The sequence below is a fragment of the Nocardia nepalensis genome, from assembly GCF_048910785.1.
GTDB classification, from domain to species: domain Bacteria; phylum Actinomycetota; class Actinomycetes; order Mycobacteriales; family Mycobacteriaceae; genus Nocardia; species Nocardia nepalensis.
Genome location: NZ_JBKBET010000036.1, coordinates 292,860 through 307,822 on the forward strand (window position 1 = coordinate 292,860; position 14,963 = coordinate 307,822).

At 65.8% G+C, this 14,963-nt stretch carries 17 protein-coding genes; 12 read left to right on the plus strand and 5 right to left on the minus strand.

From position 1 onward, the window contains the following. Positions 1-78 precede the first annotated feature (78 nt). Positions 79-249: a hypothetical protein gene (locus ACHQ4I_RS31110; protein WP_420775442.1), complete on the minus strand. Its 171-nt coding sequence runs from the start codon at positions 247-249 to the stop codon at positions 79-81. Positions 250-586: 337 nt separating this feature from the next. On the opposite strand from ACHQ4I_RS31110, the gene ACHQ4I_RS31115 reads away from it, so the two are divergent. Then, on the plus strand, positions 587-805 hold the full coding sequence (locus tag ACHQ4I_RS31115) for an LppP/LprE family lipoprotein (protein ID WP_420775545.1): 219 nt from the start codon (positions 587-589) through the stop codon (positions 803-805). 141 nt (positions 806-946) lie between these two features. Next, positions 947-2,089 carry an alpha/beta hydrolase family protein gene (locus ACHQ4I_RS31120; protein WP_420775443.1) on the plus strand — a complete coding sequence of 381 codons (1,143 nt, stop codon included), beginning with the start codon at positions 947-949 and terminating at the stop codon, positions 2,087-2,089. A gap of 189 nt (positions 2,090-2,278) precedes the next feature. Here ACHQ4I_RS31120 and ACHQ4I_RS31125 read toward each other — a convergent pair whose 3' ends face one another. Further along, positions 2,279-2,893 carry a class F sortase gene (locus ACHQ4I_RS31125; RefSeq protein ID WP_420775444.1) on the minus strand — a complete coding sequence of 205 codons (615 nt, stop codon included), beginning with the start codon at positions 2,891-2,893 and terminating at the stop codon, positions 2,279-2,281. Between the two features lie 29 nt (positions 2,894-2,922). Then, the gene (locus ACHQ4I_RS31130) at positions 2,923-3,936 is read right to left on the minus strand and encodes a hypothetical protein (RefSeq protein WP_420775445.1); all 1,014 of its coding nucleotides are present in this window, start codon (positions 3,934-3,936) and stop codon (positions 2,923-2,925) included. Between the two features lie 457 nt (positions 3,937-4,393). Between ACHQ4I_RS31130 and ACHQ4I_RS31135 the strand changes: the two genes are divergently transcribed. From ACHQ4I_RS31135 to ACHQ4I_RS31160, 6 genes are all read left to right on the plus strand, one after another. Beyond that, a complete protein-coding gene (locus tag ACHQ4I_RS31135) occupies positions 4,394-5,380 on the plus strand; it encodes a GlxA family transcriptional regulator (RefSeq protein WP_420775446.1) in 987 nt (328 codons plus the stop codon). A 114-nt stretch (positions 5,381-5,494) separates the two neighbouring features. Next, complete coding sequence (locus ACHQ4I_RS31140; protein ID WP_420775447.1) at positions 5,495-6,319, plus strand: dienelactone hydrolase family protein; 825 nt, start codon at positions 5,495-5,497, stop codon at positions 6,317-6,319. A gap of 148 nt (positions 6,320-6,467) precedes the next feature. After that, positions 6,468-6,707, plus strand: a complete 240-nt coding sequence (locus tag ACHQ4I_RS31145; protein WP_420775448.1) for a hypothetical protein — start codon at positions 6,468-6,470, stop codon at positions 6,705-6,707. A gap of 9 nt (positions 6,708-6,716) precedes the next feature. Continuing rightward, positions 6,717-7,757 carry a hypothetical protein gene (locus ACHQ4I_RS31150; RefSeq protein ID WP_420775449.1) on the plus strand — a complete coding sequence of 347 codons (1,041 nt, stop codon included), beginning with the start codon at positions 6,717-6,719 and terminating at the stop codon, positions 7,755-7,757. Continuing rightward, positions 7,757-8,734 (plus strand): hypothetical protein, encoded by a 978-nt coding sequence (locus tag ACHQ4I_RS31155; RefSeq protein ID WP_420775450.1) that lies wholly within the window; start codon positions 7,757-7,759, stop codon positions 8,732-8,734. The genes ACHQ4I_RS31150 and ACHQ4I_RS31155 overlap by 1 nt, the downstream gene beginning before the upstream one ends. Before the next feature lie 124 nt (positions 8,735-8,858). Continuing rightward, positions 8,859-9,299, plus strand: coding sequence for a hypothetical protein (locus tag ACHQ4I_RS31160; protein WP_420775451.1), 441 nt, complete (start codon positions 8,859-8,861; stop codon positions 9,297-9,299). 37 nt (positions 9,300-9,336) lie between these two features. On the opposite strand, the gene ACHQ4I_RS31165 is transcribed toward ACHQ4I_RS31160, so the two are convergent. Continuing rightward, entirely contained in the window at positions 9,337-9,933 is a 597-nt protein-coding gene (locus tag ACHQ4I_RS31165) for an MBL fold metallo-hydrolase (RefSeq protein ID WP_420775452.1), read from the minus strand. A 12-nt stretch (positions 9,934-9,945) separates the two neighbouring features. After that, complete coding sequence (locus tag ACHQ4I_RS31170) at positions 9,946-10,416, minus strand: MarR family winged helix-turn-helix transcriptional regulator (RefSeq protein ID WP_420775453.1); 471 nt, start codon at positions 10,414-10,416, stop codon at positions 9,946-9,948. A 484-nt stretch (positions 10,417-10,900) separates the two neighbouring features. Here ACHQ4I_RS31170 and dpgA point away from each other — a divergent pair, with 484 nt between their 5' ends. Genes dpgA through dpgD form a run of 4 tightly spaced genes read left to right on the plus strand, consistent with a single transcriptional unit; the run spans position 10,901 to position 14,925 of the window. Beyond that, complete coding sequence (gene dpgA / locus ACHQ4I_RS31175) at positions 10,901-12,043, plus strand: 3,5-dihydroxyphenylacetyl-CoA synthase DpgA (protein WP_420775454.1); 1,143 nt, start codon at positions 10,901-10,903, stop codon at positions 12,041-12,043. Positions 12,044-12,077: 34 nt separating this feature from the next. Then, positions 12,078-12,812 carry an enoyl-CoA-hydratase DpgB gene (gene dpgB / locus ACHQ4I_RS31180; RefSeq protein WP_420775455.1) on the plus strand — a complete coding sequence of 245 codons (735 nt, stop codon included), beginning with the start codon at positions 12,078-12,080 and terminating at the stop codon, positions 12,810-12,812. After that, a complete protein-coding gene (dpgC, locus tag ACHQ4I_RS31185) occupies positions 12,809-14,122 on the plus strand; it encodes a (3,5-dihydroxyphenyl)acetyl-CoA 1,2-dioxygenase DpgC (protein WP_420775456.1) in 1,314 nt (437 codons plus the stop codon). Before dpgB ends, dpgC begins: the two co-directional genes overlap by 4 nt. Beyond that, positions 14,119-14,925, plus strand: a complete 807-nt coding sequence (gene dpgD, locus ACHQ4I_RS31190; RefSeq protein WP_420775457.1) for an enoyl-CoA-hydratase DpgD — start codon at positions 14,119-14,121, stop codon at positions 14,923-14,925. The genes dpgC and dpgD overlap by 4 nt, the downstream gene beginning before the upstream one ends. Positions 14,926-14,963 lie beyond the last annotated feature (38 nt).

Here is a 14,963-nt window from a genome sequence, read left to right on the forward strand (position 1 = left end):
GTACCCCTGTCAGGTCGGAAACGATCACTGCCCCAACCGAACTGCGTAGGACGGTCCGAGACCGCGCCCGCGGTGAACTCAACCAACCGCCACGGCGGCCGCGGCGTGCACGCCGTCGACAGCGGCGACTACGTTCGCGGCAACGCAGGTAATCGGCCGGGTGCCGCCGAGATACCGAAATTCCTTGCCGGCGATCGGAATCCCGGCGAGTTCATGCTGACGGTTGATCTTGTCGGAAAGTGCAGACATGGCATACTTCCTCGGATGTGCGGGAACACTAAATTAATGCCACTCGGTGTGTGGCATCGAATATCAACTCATCGAATTCTGTCGGGCAAATGCGCCGGACCATTTCACGGTAACATCGAAAACTTTCCAGAACAGCGAATTCCATCCCCCTGGACAAAGCTGGACCGCCCGTCCAGGATGCTCGAGCGCGCAAACCGACCGGATTGTTATATATGAACCAGTGGCCAGCAATCCGAAAACCGAACGCCCTGCATCGATTTCACCATAGTGCGTCAGTCGATCCGATCGCAGCCGTAATTGGCGATACTTTCTGCGGTGCCTCCGAATTACTCGGCGCCTGAGCCGAACAGCCGGCACCTACCTCGGCACTGCGACTGCCGAGCCGTACCCGCACACCGCGGTCATCGGAAAGACCCGGAATACGGTGTCGGTGCAATATCGATGGGCGAATCCAAGTGACCCGCTGTGTTGTCCACAGGGCGGCCCGAGCGTGGTGACATTCACCTCGGCCGGCAGCCAGGTCCAAGCGAGCGGTCAGTTCTCTCCGAGCAAGTGAGCGTCCGTTGCCGATCAGGCCTTCCGCGGCGCCATTGTCGCCGCTGAATTATGGTGCAGGCCGCTGAGTCGGCCAACTTCGAGGGCGTGTCTCACCAGCGGTGGGGAGGATGTGCGGATTGGGCCGGTACGGTTGTGCAGCATGTCCTTAGTGTCCTTTCGGCGAGTGGCGCTGATGGCGGCCGCGATCGTGTGTGCCTCACTCACTGTCGCGAGTCCGCCCGCGACGGCGAAGGTCGCGGATACCGGACAGCTGAGCAGGATCGGACTACTCGATCCCGCATGGTCGTTCGCCGAGGCCGCGGTGTCGCTCGAGGTCGTCTACTCGACGAAGGATCAGCATGACGCGCCCGCCGAGGGGTCGGGTGCGCTGTATCTGCCGTCCGGTGTGCCACCGCTGGGCGGTTGGCCGCTGGTCGTGTGGGCGCACGGCACCGTGGGCATCGGAGATTCCTGCGCACCTTCACATCGGCCGCAAACGGCGCGAAACAGCGCCTACTTCAACCAGATCCTGGACCGCGGGTATGCCGTCCTGGCACCCGACTACCAGGGGCTGGGCACTGCGGGACAGTTCAGTTACTACAACAGGAATGTCGAAGGACTGTCGATACTGGACGCGGTCGCGGCGATTCGCACCACCCCCATTCCGTTGTCGAGCAAATGGGTCGTCATCGGCCAGTCGGAAGGGGCGCACGCCGCGATGAGTGCGGCCAGCCTGTACGCCGAGCGCAGCGGCGGGCCGGCGGCGGGGCTGAGCGGGGTGATAGCCACCGGCCTGCGCACCAATCCGAGTGCGAGCCTGCGGAAGATGTTCGAGCGATCCTCGACCGGCTCCGAGAACCAAGTCGGGTACGCCGGGTACTTCCTGGCCTCGTTGCAGGAGTTGAACCCCGACAGTGTGACCCCGTACCTTTCCGACTTCGGAAAGGAATACGTGGCAAAGGCAACTTCGGAATGCCTTGCGGATCTGGTTGCGCGCGCGGAAGGCCGACGGCCCGCAGCACTTGTCGCCGACCCGGACGAACCGACGCCGACGTTCGAAGCGGACATCACCGCGCTCGCCGGTTACCCGGAGGACCATTTCACCAGTGACCTCATGATCGGCTATGGCACCGCCGACATCGATGTTCCTCCCACAAACACGGAAAGTTACGGGAAAAGCCTCCAAGAGTTGAATCCCGGCATACAGGTGACGGTCGATAAATATCCCGGTAAAGACCATAGCGGCGCGTTCCTGGCATCACTTCCGGATGCGTTGGCTTTCTTGGATACACACCTGCGCTGACTCGAATGGTTTGATCGACTGGTTCTTCGGTTGATCCGCACGGGTGATCGTGAGCGCCGGCCGCAGGCGCGGGACCGGCTGCACGGAGTGATCGTTGACGAGTTGGTCGATGACCGCGACGAGGCACTGTATCGGCGGGGTCAGGGGTGGTGCGCCGCGGGCCCGCGGCGCATTTCGGGATCGGGGCGTCTAGGTGACCGAGTCGAGTGAGGAGAACACGACCACGTTGGATAGGTAAGTCCTGGCGGTCTGGTCGAACTCGCCGCCGCAGGTGACGACCTGTAGGGTCGCTCCGCCGCGGGCACCGAACACGGTCTGATCGGGGAACTGGGCTTTCAGGTACATCCGCACGTCGGTGACCTTGAAATGCGCGGTCTTCCCATCCGCGCGGGTCACGTCGATCATGTCGCCCGGCTTGACCTTCTTCAGCTCGAAGAACACCCCGGCACCCTGGTAGGAGTCGACGTGGCCGAGGATGACCGCCGAGCCCTGCTCACCTGGCGCGGGCCCCTTCTGATACCAGGCGGCCTGCTGATAATCCGCGGGCACCTGCACCGAGCCGTCGGAATTGAGGCCCACCGCGATCAACGACCCCGAGGCGTTGACCGAGGCGATCTTGAACGACACCGGAGTCGACCGGCCGATCGGCGCCGCGGTGTGCACACCCGTGGCCGGCGCGGCCGCAACGCTCGTACTCGCGGTCGAGGAGGTGCCAGCAGACGAACCGCAGCCCGCGACCAGCGCCGCAATGACCGCCACTATGGCGACGAAAACGCCGGGCATCCTCCGGCGAGAGGTCGGCATGCACACGTCCTGTATGCCTGAGGTGGCCACTATCGCCTCACTCCGGCCATGCCGCCGGCGCCGGTGTCGGGCGCGCCCTTGGGGATCACGTATCCGCCGGGCGGGACCAGGTCGGTGACCGCCGGGCCGCCGGGGATTCCAGTGGTCGCGCCCACGGGAATGGCCATGCCGTACACCGTGTCCGAGCTGGCCGCACCCGCTCCAGCAGCGGCCAAGTCGATACCGCCCAGCCCGCCGGCACCGGCGTTCCCGTTGCCACCGGCCTGCACACCCGCTCCGAGATTGCCGTTCCCGCCGACCTGTACACCGCCCCCGGCGCTCGTACCGACCTGTACCCCGCCACCGAGGCCCCCATTGCCGCCGACCTGGACATCGCCACCGGCGTTCCCGCCAGCCTGCACACCGCCTCCGGCGTTGCCGTTACCGCCCGCTTGCACGTCCGCGCCGAGGTTCCCGCCAGTCTGTACGTCAGCGCCACCGTTGCCGCCGACCTGGACGCCGCCGCCGAGGTTCCCACCCCCTTGAACGTCACCACCAGCGTTCCCACCGGCTTGCCCGCCGCCACCGGCGTTGCCACCGACTTGCACACCGCCACCGGCGTTACCACCGACTTGCACACCGCCACCGGCGTTACCACCGGCTTGCACACCGCCACCGGTATTCCCGCTGCCGCCGACCTGGAGGCCACCTCCGGCGCTGCCGCCCGGTGTCGCACTGGCACTCGGCGCAACAGATCCACCGACGTTGCCGCCGAGCCCGCCCCCGCCCTGCACATCGACACCCGTCCCGACACCCACACCGACTCCCCCACCCACACCGACTCCCCCACCCGCACCGACGTTTCCGGTGCCCCCGCCCGCCGCGCCCCCGCCGACGGTCCCCGAGGCGCCGCCCCCGCCGCCGATCTGTACGCCGGCGTCGGCTCCGAGATCGATGCCCGGGGCGGGGGCCGTTGTAGTCGTAGGGTCCGCAGCGGCCGACGATGCGCACACAGCGACCGCGGCCGCCACGACCACCGCAGCCGAGAAAGTCCTTGCCGACATTGTTCAGTTCTCTTCCAGCAGTTGTTATTCGACAACCTGTCCGTCGGATGTATCACGCCTTGTGTTACGGAAAATTGCCCAAAACCTCGAATCGGTCGCCGATTCGGCCATAGCCGCTGCTCGAGCCACATGCGGAGCCGTCAACTGAAACGTAACCGGGGGCATTTGAGACCGAACGTTCGGACAAGACCCTAAAACCGATTAGGGGCCTGTCGAGAAATCCCCTAATCAGCTTCGCCGATCCAGAAAACTCGATGGTAACGACGCAAATGGAATTGCCCACGCCCTCAACGGATTTCGATGCACGCTACGTGCCCGGACACCCGCGCGGGTGCGCCCCGATCTCGTCGAGGTCGAACTCGGGCGGTGATGGATTTGCTTGCCGTCGTCGTGGTTCAGGGTTCGGTGGCACGGGTGCGGGTGCTTTCGGACCGCCGACGCGCATACCGTGAGGTTCATGCGAATCGGAATCCTGGCGTACGAAGACTGTTTCGCGACCGAGGTGTTCGCCATCTCCGATATCCTCCGCATCGCCAACCAGGTCGCCCGGGAGAAGGGCAGCACCGGCACCGAACTGTTCCGGACGTCGGTGGTCGCCGCGCAGGACGGACCGGTGGCCACCGCGGGCGGGTTCACCATCGGCGCACAGCGGTGGCACCACCGATTCGATCAGCTCGTGGTGCCGGGGTTCGACCTGTCCCCCGCCGAGGACCTGGATATCCGTCTCGACGGCCGCAGTCGCGAGATCGAGTTCCTCCGGGCCGCAGGGCGACGGCGCACCCGGATCGCCTCGGTGTGTGTGGGCGCTTTCCTGCTGGGCGAGGCCGGTCTGTTGGACGAACGACGGTCGACGACCTCGTGGCTGTTCGCTGCGCAACTGGCCCGACGGTATCCGCGGTCGACGGTGTGCGCGGAGTCGATGGTCGTCGGCGACGGCCACGTCACCACCACTGCCGCGTTCAGCGCATCGCTCGACCTCGCGACCGCCATCGTTCGGGACCACCTCGGCGCGGGTGTCGCTCGGGCCACCGCGCGCATCACTCTGGTGTCGGAGAACCGCACCAGCCAGGCGCCGTACGTCGTCGAGTCCATGGTGGCCGCGGCGACCGGGCCGTTCGCGACCGAGGTCCAGCGCTGGCTCGTCGATCACCTCGCCGAGCCCTACAGCCTGTCCCGGCTGGCGGACGCCTTTCACGTCAGCACCCGGACATTGTTGCGCCGCTATGCCGACGAGGCCGAGCGCTCGCCACTGGCCTACCTTCAGCAGGCCCGGATCGGCGCCGCCAAGCGCCTCCTCACCGAGACCGATCTGACGGTCGGGAAGATCGCCCCACGGGTCGGCTACCAGGACCCGGGCACCTTGCGGCGACTGTTCACCGAACAGGTAGGCATCGGCACTGCCGAGTACCGCAGGCAGTTCCGTGCACGCAGACACCCCCGATAGGTGGCGCAATCGCCCCGAAACATGGCGATCTCGCCCCTCGCCGTCACACGCTGCCATGGAGAGGATCGACCTGCTCGTCCCGAGCACACCGATCCAACGTCAGGAGCGTCGCCGATGCCAGCCCGCGAGATGAGCGAGGACGATCCACTCGAGGACTTCGAACGCCGCAGTGTCACTTTCGAGTCGGCCACGAAAGTCGTCCTGGTGTCCGGCGCGGGTCCGGCCGTCATCGTGATGCCGGAGATGCCCGGAATCAGCCCCCACGTCGCACGTTTCGCGCGATGGGTGCGCGAGGCCGGTTTCACCGTGTACCTGCCGTCGCTGTTCGGACGCGACGGTGCGACGCCCACCGTCGAGGAGGGCACCGCCGTCGTGCGGCGGGCGTGCGTCAGCGCCGAGTTCCGTGCCTTCGGGGCCAACCGCACCAGTCCCGTGACCCAGTGGCTGCGGGCGCTCGCCCGATCCGCGCACCGGGAGTGTGGCGGCCCCGGCGTCGGCGCAGTCGGAATGTGCTTCACGGGCAACTTCGCTCTCACCATGACCCTCGAGTCGTCGGTACTGGCACCCGTTCTCTGTCAGCCGTCGCTACCGCTCGACGACCCCGCGGGGCTGGAGATCGCACCGGAGGACCTCAGCGCGATACGCGAGCGCCTCGACCGCGAGGACCTGGCCGTGATGGCATACCGCTTCGAAGGCGACAAGTGGTGTCGGGCAGAGCGGTTCGCCGCGTACACCGCGGCGCTCGGCGACCGATTCACCGCACGAGTGCTTCCGGACTGTGCGGCCAACCCCGACCCGTCGCCGTTCTTCGCCGAGGCGGTGGCCAGCCCGCACAGCGTGGTGACGGCCCATCTCATCGACGCCGCCGGTGAGCCGACGCTCGCCGCCCGCGACGAGATCCTGGCCTTCCTCACCGAGCGGCTTGCCCCTTCCGCGTGAACTTTTCAGGCCCGCCTGCGCGCAGGTACCCCGTGTCACTTCGGCGAATTCAAAGTAGTGCGCTACTCATGTGCGCGGGGCGGTCGCCGACCAAACTAGGGAGCGGGCGGATTCAGCCCTGCCGTGGCCTCGGAGAACGGAGGACCGCATGCCTATCTCTGTGCGGATCCGGTTGTGGATCGAAATCGCACTCGCCATCGCGACCGCCGCCCTGGCGGCGCTGACCGTGGTGACCCGCGAGTGGATCGAAATCATCTTCGGCGTCGACCCGGATCGCGGCAGCGGCGCACTCGAATGGGCGGCAGTGGCCGGACTGTGCCTCGCTTGCGTGGCGTGCACGGTGGTGGCCCGGGTGGAATGGCGACGCCACGCCCTCGGACAGGGCTGAGGCACAACGATGCACGCCGCGGCTGCTTTTCTGCGTGCACTGTGGGGCGCGATAGTGGCCCTGTCGACAGGATGGGCCGGTGCGCTGATCGCACTGATTCGCCTGTTACAGGCCATGATTCAGGCTGCCTGCGACCGCGCCCGGCTGCCAGGGCGCACGGCGCGAACCGCCGATTCGAGGTGCGTGCCGATCAAGCATCCCGCCTATCGCAAACCGGATCCGCTCATCTACTCACAGCAATACCTGATGGACCTCGGTCTGGCGGTCACCTGGGACAATCCGGATATCGAATTGCGCAGGGGCGGCGTGGCAGTGCCGTCGAGTGATATCGCCGCCGACACCGACTACGACATCGTCGCCCGCATCTGGAACGGATCGGCGAACGCACCGGTCGTGGGCTTGGCCGTCGAATTCCACTATCTCGACTTCGGCATCGGCACCACACCGATCCCGATCGGCACCACCACCGTCGACCTGGGCGTCAAGGGCGGGCCGAATTGCCCTGCCATGGCGGTGATTCCGTGGCGGACGCCGCCGCGTCCCGGGCACTACTGCCTTCAAGTGCGGTTCAGCTGGATAGATGACGCGAACCCGCTCAACAATATCGGGCAGGAGAACCTGACCGTGGTGGCGGCGCATTCGCCCGCCGAGTTCGGCTTTCGGTTACGCAATCCCGATGCGGCGCCACGGGTTTTCGTATTCGCGACCGACACCTATCGGTTGCCACCGCCGCTGTCTTGTAACGCCGTCGAGCGCCCGACTAAACGGGAACTGCGTCGGCGGGCGGTCGGTCCCGCCGACGCGCGCCTGTTCCCGGAACTGCCCGCATCGGTGCGCGCCCACCACGACCCCGCGGCCCACCCGGTGCCCGACGACTGGCAACTCTGCTTCCATCCCGCGCGGATAGCCCTCGACCCCGACGCCGAGGTCGACATCCAGGTCGTCGCGACTCCCCCGGACGGGTTCACCGGAACCAAGCGATTCAACATTCGCGCGGTGGCCGATGAGCTGATCGCCGGAGGGATCACGGTGGATATCGAGGCACGCTGATGGCCAGGCAATACACGAAATGCATCTCGCGGGACAACCACATCGGTGGCGCGTTGGTACAGGCGCTCATCGCGGCGGCCGTCGTCGCACTTCCGATTGTGCTCTTCGGTGGCGCAGTGATTCCCGGGGTGGCGGTGGTCGCGCTGTCGGCCATCATCGCCTACTGCCGATGGTGGCTCTACGACCGGCTCGTTTGTCTCGGCGGTGACAGGTGTGCGGTCGGGTGGGTCTCGAAAGTCGAACCGCCGTCGAAGAAGTCCGGTTTGGACATGTTCGACACCGACTACAGCTTCAACCTGGTGCTGTACCCACACCCCGAAGGGGCCACCCAGGAGGACGTCCAAGATGACCATCAGCAGGGCTACCTGATCAAGAACCAGCTGGGAGACGACTGGGATTTCAGCGGAATGGACGAGGGCCAGTACGCCTACCGGACGACCGCGGCGCTGCACGCGGAGTTCGAAGGAGCGGGCGTCTACGACCTGATGATCGCCTGCCTCGCGGCGCTACCGTTCGCCACAGCCGCGACCGTCGTCTGCGCCATTCCGGTGATCGGGTGGGCGGTGTGCGCGATCCTCGGCGCGATCGCCGCCGTGATCTTCGTCATCGGAGTCATCGTGGCGCTCAACGACACCGGTGACCCCAACGATGTCGATCCGGGCCTCGGCGAGATCCATACCAACGACATATTCGGCCGAGGCGCCGACATACTCGTCGTGAAGGGCACCTGGGTCTACGACTCCGCGCACTCGGGCTGGAACGAACTCCACCCGATCCTGCACTGCCAGCGCATCGGCACCTGGCAAGGGGGCTGGGCGACCTCGGGCACACCCGACATCGAACGATGGTGCGCGATGATCGCAGATGCCGAAAGCCCCTCGACTGCAACTGAACAGCAGAAACCAGAAAACCAATGGCAGGTGCATCCGGCCGTCGACGGCTGCACGCCCACACCCGACCGCCCCGATATCCGCTGATCACCTCGGCCCTACGGTGCGAGTCGCATCGTAGGAACGTAGCGATTTCCGAAGGAAGGTCCACCTGCGACGAGTTCGAACCACGCCCTTGCCGAATTAGTATGCATGTGCGTACCGTATGCACATGCGTACTATTGAGATTCCTGAACAGCCCTTCGCGGACGGCATCGTGCTCATGCCGTGGAAACCCGGTCCGCGCCAGGATGTTTCCGGGCGTGTGTTCGTCAGCGTGACCGACTTCCTGGCCCGGTCCGAGGAGGAAGTCCGCACCATCTACGAGATCGGGCTCGAGCTGGGGAACACCTGGCCGGTCATGCAGGGCGCGGTGGGTCTGTGGCTCTGGGGCCGGCCCACTGAGCGGCGCGGCGGATCCATCACGGTGTGGGAATCGGAACAGGACATGCGCCGATTCGTGCGATGGCCGGTGCACGCCAAGATCGTGCGGGCCTGGCGGGGCAAGGTGGGCATCGGCACCGACTCGTGGCAGGCCGACCATTTCGAGCCGCGACAAGTACTGGAACGCGCGCGGAACACACTGGAACGTCCACATCGCGACGCCGCATGACCATGTCCGCATACCCGAGCCGAGTTGCCGGTCGAAATCAACCGAGCCGGTAGGTTCGGCCTTCGACACCCCACTCGCCGAAGTCCGGGACGGCACCGCGATCCATGGCGCGGATCGACGGGCGCCCGATGTGAGCGAACACCAATCGTCGGACACCGTTTTCGCGGGCGATGCGGGCGGTGTCACGGACCGCTGCGTGCCCGCCGACGTTGTGTATGAATCGAATCGGGCGGTCCCAGCCAGCGGCGTCGGCGAACATCAGGTCCGCGCCGGCCGCCCACGGCGGAAACTGCCAGAACTCGGGCGCCCACACCACCCGACGCTCGCCGGTAGAGATGAGATATCCATAGGTGGGATGGCTGGTGTGTGCCACCGGGCACGGATCGACCCGCAGTGTCCGATCGGTATAGCGGCCGACTGCGGGCTCGACGGCACAGGCTCGCGCAAGACGGCGTATCCGGCCGATGAGCTCGGCATGGTCGTCGGTGACCAGCCAAGCGTCGATACGACCGCTGGGTTCCGCGCCGGGGCCACCGTCGAACATGATCCGATGTCCAGACGAGCGAAGTCGCAACCCGGCGGGTCGGTACCGGGGCGAGTTCATCGCCCCGACACCGAGCAGAGTGAACTCCATACCGCCACTCTGTCACGGCCGTTCGTCTACCGCCGGTGCCGCGACGTTGCTGAGGTCCTGTAGGACCGCCAGCGCGAGCGAATGGTCCTCCGGGGCCAGCACCGAGAACAGGATCTCTTGCACCGCATCGGCTTTCGGCAACAGCTGGGCGTATTCGCGCCGTCCGCTGCGAGTGAGAGCGATTCGCCGCTCGCGCTTGTCGGCCGGATTGATCGTTCTGTTGATCAGGTTCTTGCGCTCCAGCGAGCCGACCGCCTGGGTCATGGTCGAGGTGTCCGCGCCCACCCGCTGGGCGACCTCCTTCTGCACTGACGGCCCGTCGACGTAGATGACGTTGAGTATGGCGAACTGGATCGGAGTGATGGACTCGCCGACGGTCCTGCTCCAGATCGCATTGTGCCGTTGGTACAGCAGGCGGACGAGGTGACCAGGGGTAGTCGCGAACTCATGCGGCTGCAGCGCTGCCGACTGCGGGTTTCCCATCGGCAAATTAGACCACGGGCACCGACGTGGCACTGCCGCGAAGCCGACCAGACAACATCTAGTACGCGTACGTACGAGTTACCACGATGCAATCAGTACGTGTACGGATCGTTTGCTGCCAGATTAACCGGCGCGAAACATATCCGGTTGACCTGTGGTTTTCCATCCGCCATAACGCATGCTGACCAACAGCCCCCGAATATGGGGGTTGCCGCTGCACGCGACCGCCCGGTACTGTCCAGTCTATCGGGGGCCGGGCCTCGGTTGGACCAAGAAAAGCGCTCGACGATGCGCAAACCGTTGGCTGATCTACGGGGGTAGAAATAATTACCAGCATTGCATGACGGGCATTTACGAGTATGCCCTACGCCGCAAACGGGCGCGGCGAAAACTGCAATATTTCAGATCATCAGCGACACCATCGTCGGGCTGATTCTGCGTGTCATTGTGCGCATATCGCAATCGTTACAGACTGGATGTGAACATGTCGATACTTGGGCAGCCGCTCATCGCGAGCTCGGAACCGGAATTACGAGCGACGGAGTACGAACTGTCCATGCCGAGATTGCTCGGCGTGGCTACCGCCAATCCCCCTGATCGATACGAGCAGCGTGAGCTCATCGACCTGCTGGGAATCGAGGATCCCAAGATTCGCGGGGTGTTCCTGAACGGCGGAATCGAACGGCGTTTCCTCACGCTGCCGCCGCGTGACGAGCAGGGCGGCTTTCGAGTCGAGACCCAGGGCGAATTACTGGCAAAACATCGCGAGCACGGCGTCCGTACCGGCGCCGAGGCGATCCGGTCATGCCTGCACGATCTCGGCCGCGACCTGCGCGATATCGGCTACCTCGTGGCGGTGACGACCACCGGTTTCCTGACCCCCGGCTTCAGCGCTCTGCTGATCAACGAACTGGGCCTGTCCCCGCACACCGCACGATTGGACGTCGTCGGCATGGGCTGCAATGCCGGGCTGAACGGCTTGACGGCCGCGGCGAACTGGTCTGCCGCGCATCCGGGCGAGCTGGCCGTGCTGGCCTGCTCGGAATCATGCTCTGCGGCATACGTTTTCGACGGGACTATGCGAACCGCAGTGGTCAACAGTCTCTTCGGTGACGGCGCCGCGGCGCTGGCCCTCGTCAGCGGATTCGACGCCGAATCGGGCGCGCCGGAATTTCCCGACGCACCGACGCCGACATTGCTGGCGCAGCGCAGCTTCATGATCACCCAGGCACTCGACGCCATGCGCTACGACTGGGACGAGGACGCGGGCAAGTTCAGCTTCTACCTGGACCGGGAGGTCCCCTACGAGGTCGGCGCGCATGTGGAAGTCGTGGTCGATCAGTTGCTGAGCGATAACGGTCTGCGGCGCAAAGACATCGCGCAGTGGATCGTGCATTCCGGCGGCAAGAAGGTGATCGATGCGGTGAAGATCAACCTCGGGCTGACCGGCCACGACTTGCGGCACACGGTCAGCGTCATGCGCGACTACGGAAATCTGTCGAGCGGGTCATTCCTGTTCTCCTACCAGCGGCTGCTGGCCGAGAACACCGTGCGACCAGGCGACTACGGCGTCTTCATGACGATGGGGCCCGGCTCGCAGATCGAAACCGCACTGCTCCAGTTCTGATTCGCCACCGCATTCGACCATATGGGGACAAATGATGACCGCTAGCAGAGCCATCGATCCGGCCGGCGCCGAATCCGATGGCGTCGATATTCATGTCATAGCCGCGGTGATTTCCGCGGACAAGCCGTTGTCGGCCGATCTCGTGGAATCGGTGACCGCGCTCGCGCGCCGCGCCGAAGACGCTTCGTCCGATCGCCCACATGGCGTTGTGCTGTATATCAGTGGGGCACAGCGCGATCGGTCCTTCGCGTGGCCGGGCGATGTGGCCGTCGGGGATGTCGGCAAGTGGGAGACCGCGCTGCGCCGACTCGAACAGGTGCCGGCGCCGATCGTCGCCGTCGTGAGCGGCGACGCCTACGGCCCGGCCGCCGAACTGCTGCTGGTAGCCGACTATCGCGTCCTGCGATCCGGCTCCGTCTTCGCGTTCGCCGCGACCGAGTCCGGAGTGTGGCCCGCCATGGGTCTGCATCGGCTCGTCGCCCAAGCCGGCGTCGGCCCGGCCAGGCAGCTCACGGTTCAGGGGCGCTCGCTTTCGGCTGAGCGGGCCCGCGATCTGGGTTTGATCGACACCGTCATCGCCGACGGAGCCGAGGCCGAGACCGCGGCGATCAATGCCGGACTGGCATTGTTCGGGTCGGTCGCCGGATCCGAGGTCGCCATCCGCCGCCGCCTGCTGCTCGATGCCGGAACCACCCGTTTCGAGGATGCGCTCGGCGCGCACCTGGCCGCGTCGGATCGGACGCTGCGTCGCGGGCGGACCGCGTCGTGACATCAGTGATCGGGCCGAGCACGACCGGCGACCTGCGGCGCGACCGTGCCGAATTACAGCGGGCAGCAACCGAATACGGCGCGACGCTGCGATCCCTCGGCCCGGTCCAGCAGCGTGACGACGCGGAGATCGTCCGGGCGGCACAGGTGCATCGGGCGCTGCGCACGCTGCGTCACAACTTTCTGCGCGCGCACGTAGATGCGGTCTATCGGGCCGCGACCGACGACCTCCACCGGTCGCTGCGGCTGGCCGAACTCGCCGATGCCGCGGCGGAGCTGTTCCCCGGGCTCCTGCCCGACCACGACCAGCTCGCCGCCGAAGCCGACGTGCCGCAAGCCGGAAAAGAAGGCTGGGAGATCGACCAGGGGATCTTCTTCCATGCGGTCTTCGCGCACCCGATCGCGGGCAATCATCTGCTGGATGTGATGCGTGCACCGACCCAACGTGCGCTGACACTGCTCCCGGAGTTCGAGACCACCGGGTCGGTCACACTGCCCGCCGTGACGGTTACCCGGTCCGGCGACGTCGCAACCGTCACCATAACCAATGGCTATTGCCTCAATGCCGAGGACAATCAGCATGTCGCCGATATGGAGACCGCGGTCGATCTGGTGCTGTCGGACCCTCGATCACGGGTGGGCATCGTGCGCGGCGGCGTCATGGACCACCCGCGCTATCGGAACAAGCGAGTGTTCAGCGCGGGAATCAATCTCGCGCACCTGCACGAGGGGAAGATTTCGTTCATCGACTTCATCCTCGGCCGCGAAGCCGGGTACATCGCAAAGATTCTCCGGGGACTGAGCACCGATGCCGAGGCCTGGCCGATACAGCCGCGGACGAAACCGTGGATCGCGGCCGTCGATACCTTCGCGATCGGCGGTGGGGCACAGCTGTTGCTGGTCTTCGATCGGGTAATCGCCTGCGCCGACAGCTATTTCAGCCTTCCGGCGGCCCAGGAGGGCATCGTGCCGGGGGCGGGCAACCTGCGGCTCGGCCGGGCGTCGAACTTCCGGATGTCCCGCGATGTGATCCTCTGGGGCCGCAAGGTGTACGCGACCGAACCGGACGCGCGCTACCTCATCGACACCGTGGTCGAGCCCGCCGAGATGGATCACGAGATCCTCAGCGCCGCAATGCGACTCGCCTCCCCCGCCGTCGTCGCCAACAAACACATGCTGGTCTGCGCGCAGGAGCCGCAGGACGTCTTCCGGGCCTACCTGGCCGAATTCGCGCTCCATCAGGCCGCGCGTTTCTACGGTGACGATGTGCTGGCCAAGGTGAGCCGATTCCACGCGGGAGCCGGTCGATGACCGATCTGGAATTGACCACCGTCGACTACCGCAAGGACGGGCATGTCGCCACCGTCGAACTCGATCGGCCCGAGGTGCTCAACGCGATGAATCTGCGGATGCACGACGAACTAGCGCGGGTCTGGGACGACATCGAGGCCGACGACGACATCTGGCTGGCGGTGCTGGCCGGTAAGGGCGGGCGGGCCTTTTCGGTCGGTCAGGATCTAAAGGAGCTGGCCGCGCGGATCGACAACGGCACCGCACGCTCGAGTTTCGGCAGCGCGGGCATGCCCGGCTACCCGCGCATTACCGAGCGGTTCTCCTTCGCCAAACCACTGATCGCGAAGGTATCGGGTTACGCGTTGGGCGGCGGATTCGAGTTGGCGCTGGCCTGCGACATCGTCGTCGCGTCCAGCGATGCCGAATTCGGGCTCACCGAAGCCAGATTGGGGCTGATTCCCGGGGCGGGCGGGGTCTTCCGATTGCCCCGGCAGGCACCGTATCGGGTGGCGATGGGCCACCTGCTGACGGGCCGGCGCATGTCGGCCGCCCGCGCTGCCGAGCTCGGCCTGGTCAACGAGGTGGTGCCGGCGGCCGAGTTGGACGCCTGCGCCGACCGCTGGATCGCCGACATCCTCGCCTGCGCCCCATTGTCGGTGCGGGCCATCAAGGAGGCCGCCGCCGCCGCGTTCACCACGCCGCTGCCGGAAGCGTTCGCCGGGAAATACCACTGGGAGACCGTCCGGATGAATTCGGCCGATTCGCAGGAGGGGCCGCGTGCGTTCGTGGAAAAAAGGACGCCGAACTGGACCGGTCGCTAGGCCGGAAATCGCAGGACCAACAACATCAGAGAAGGGGC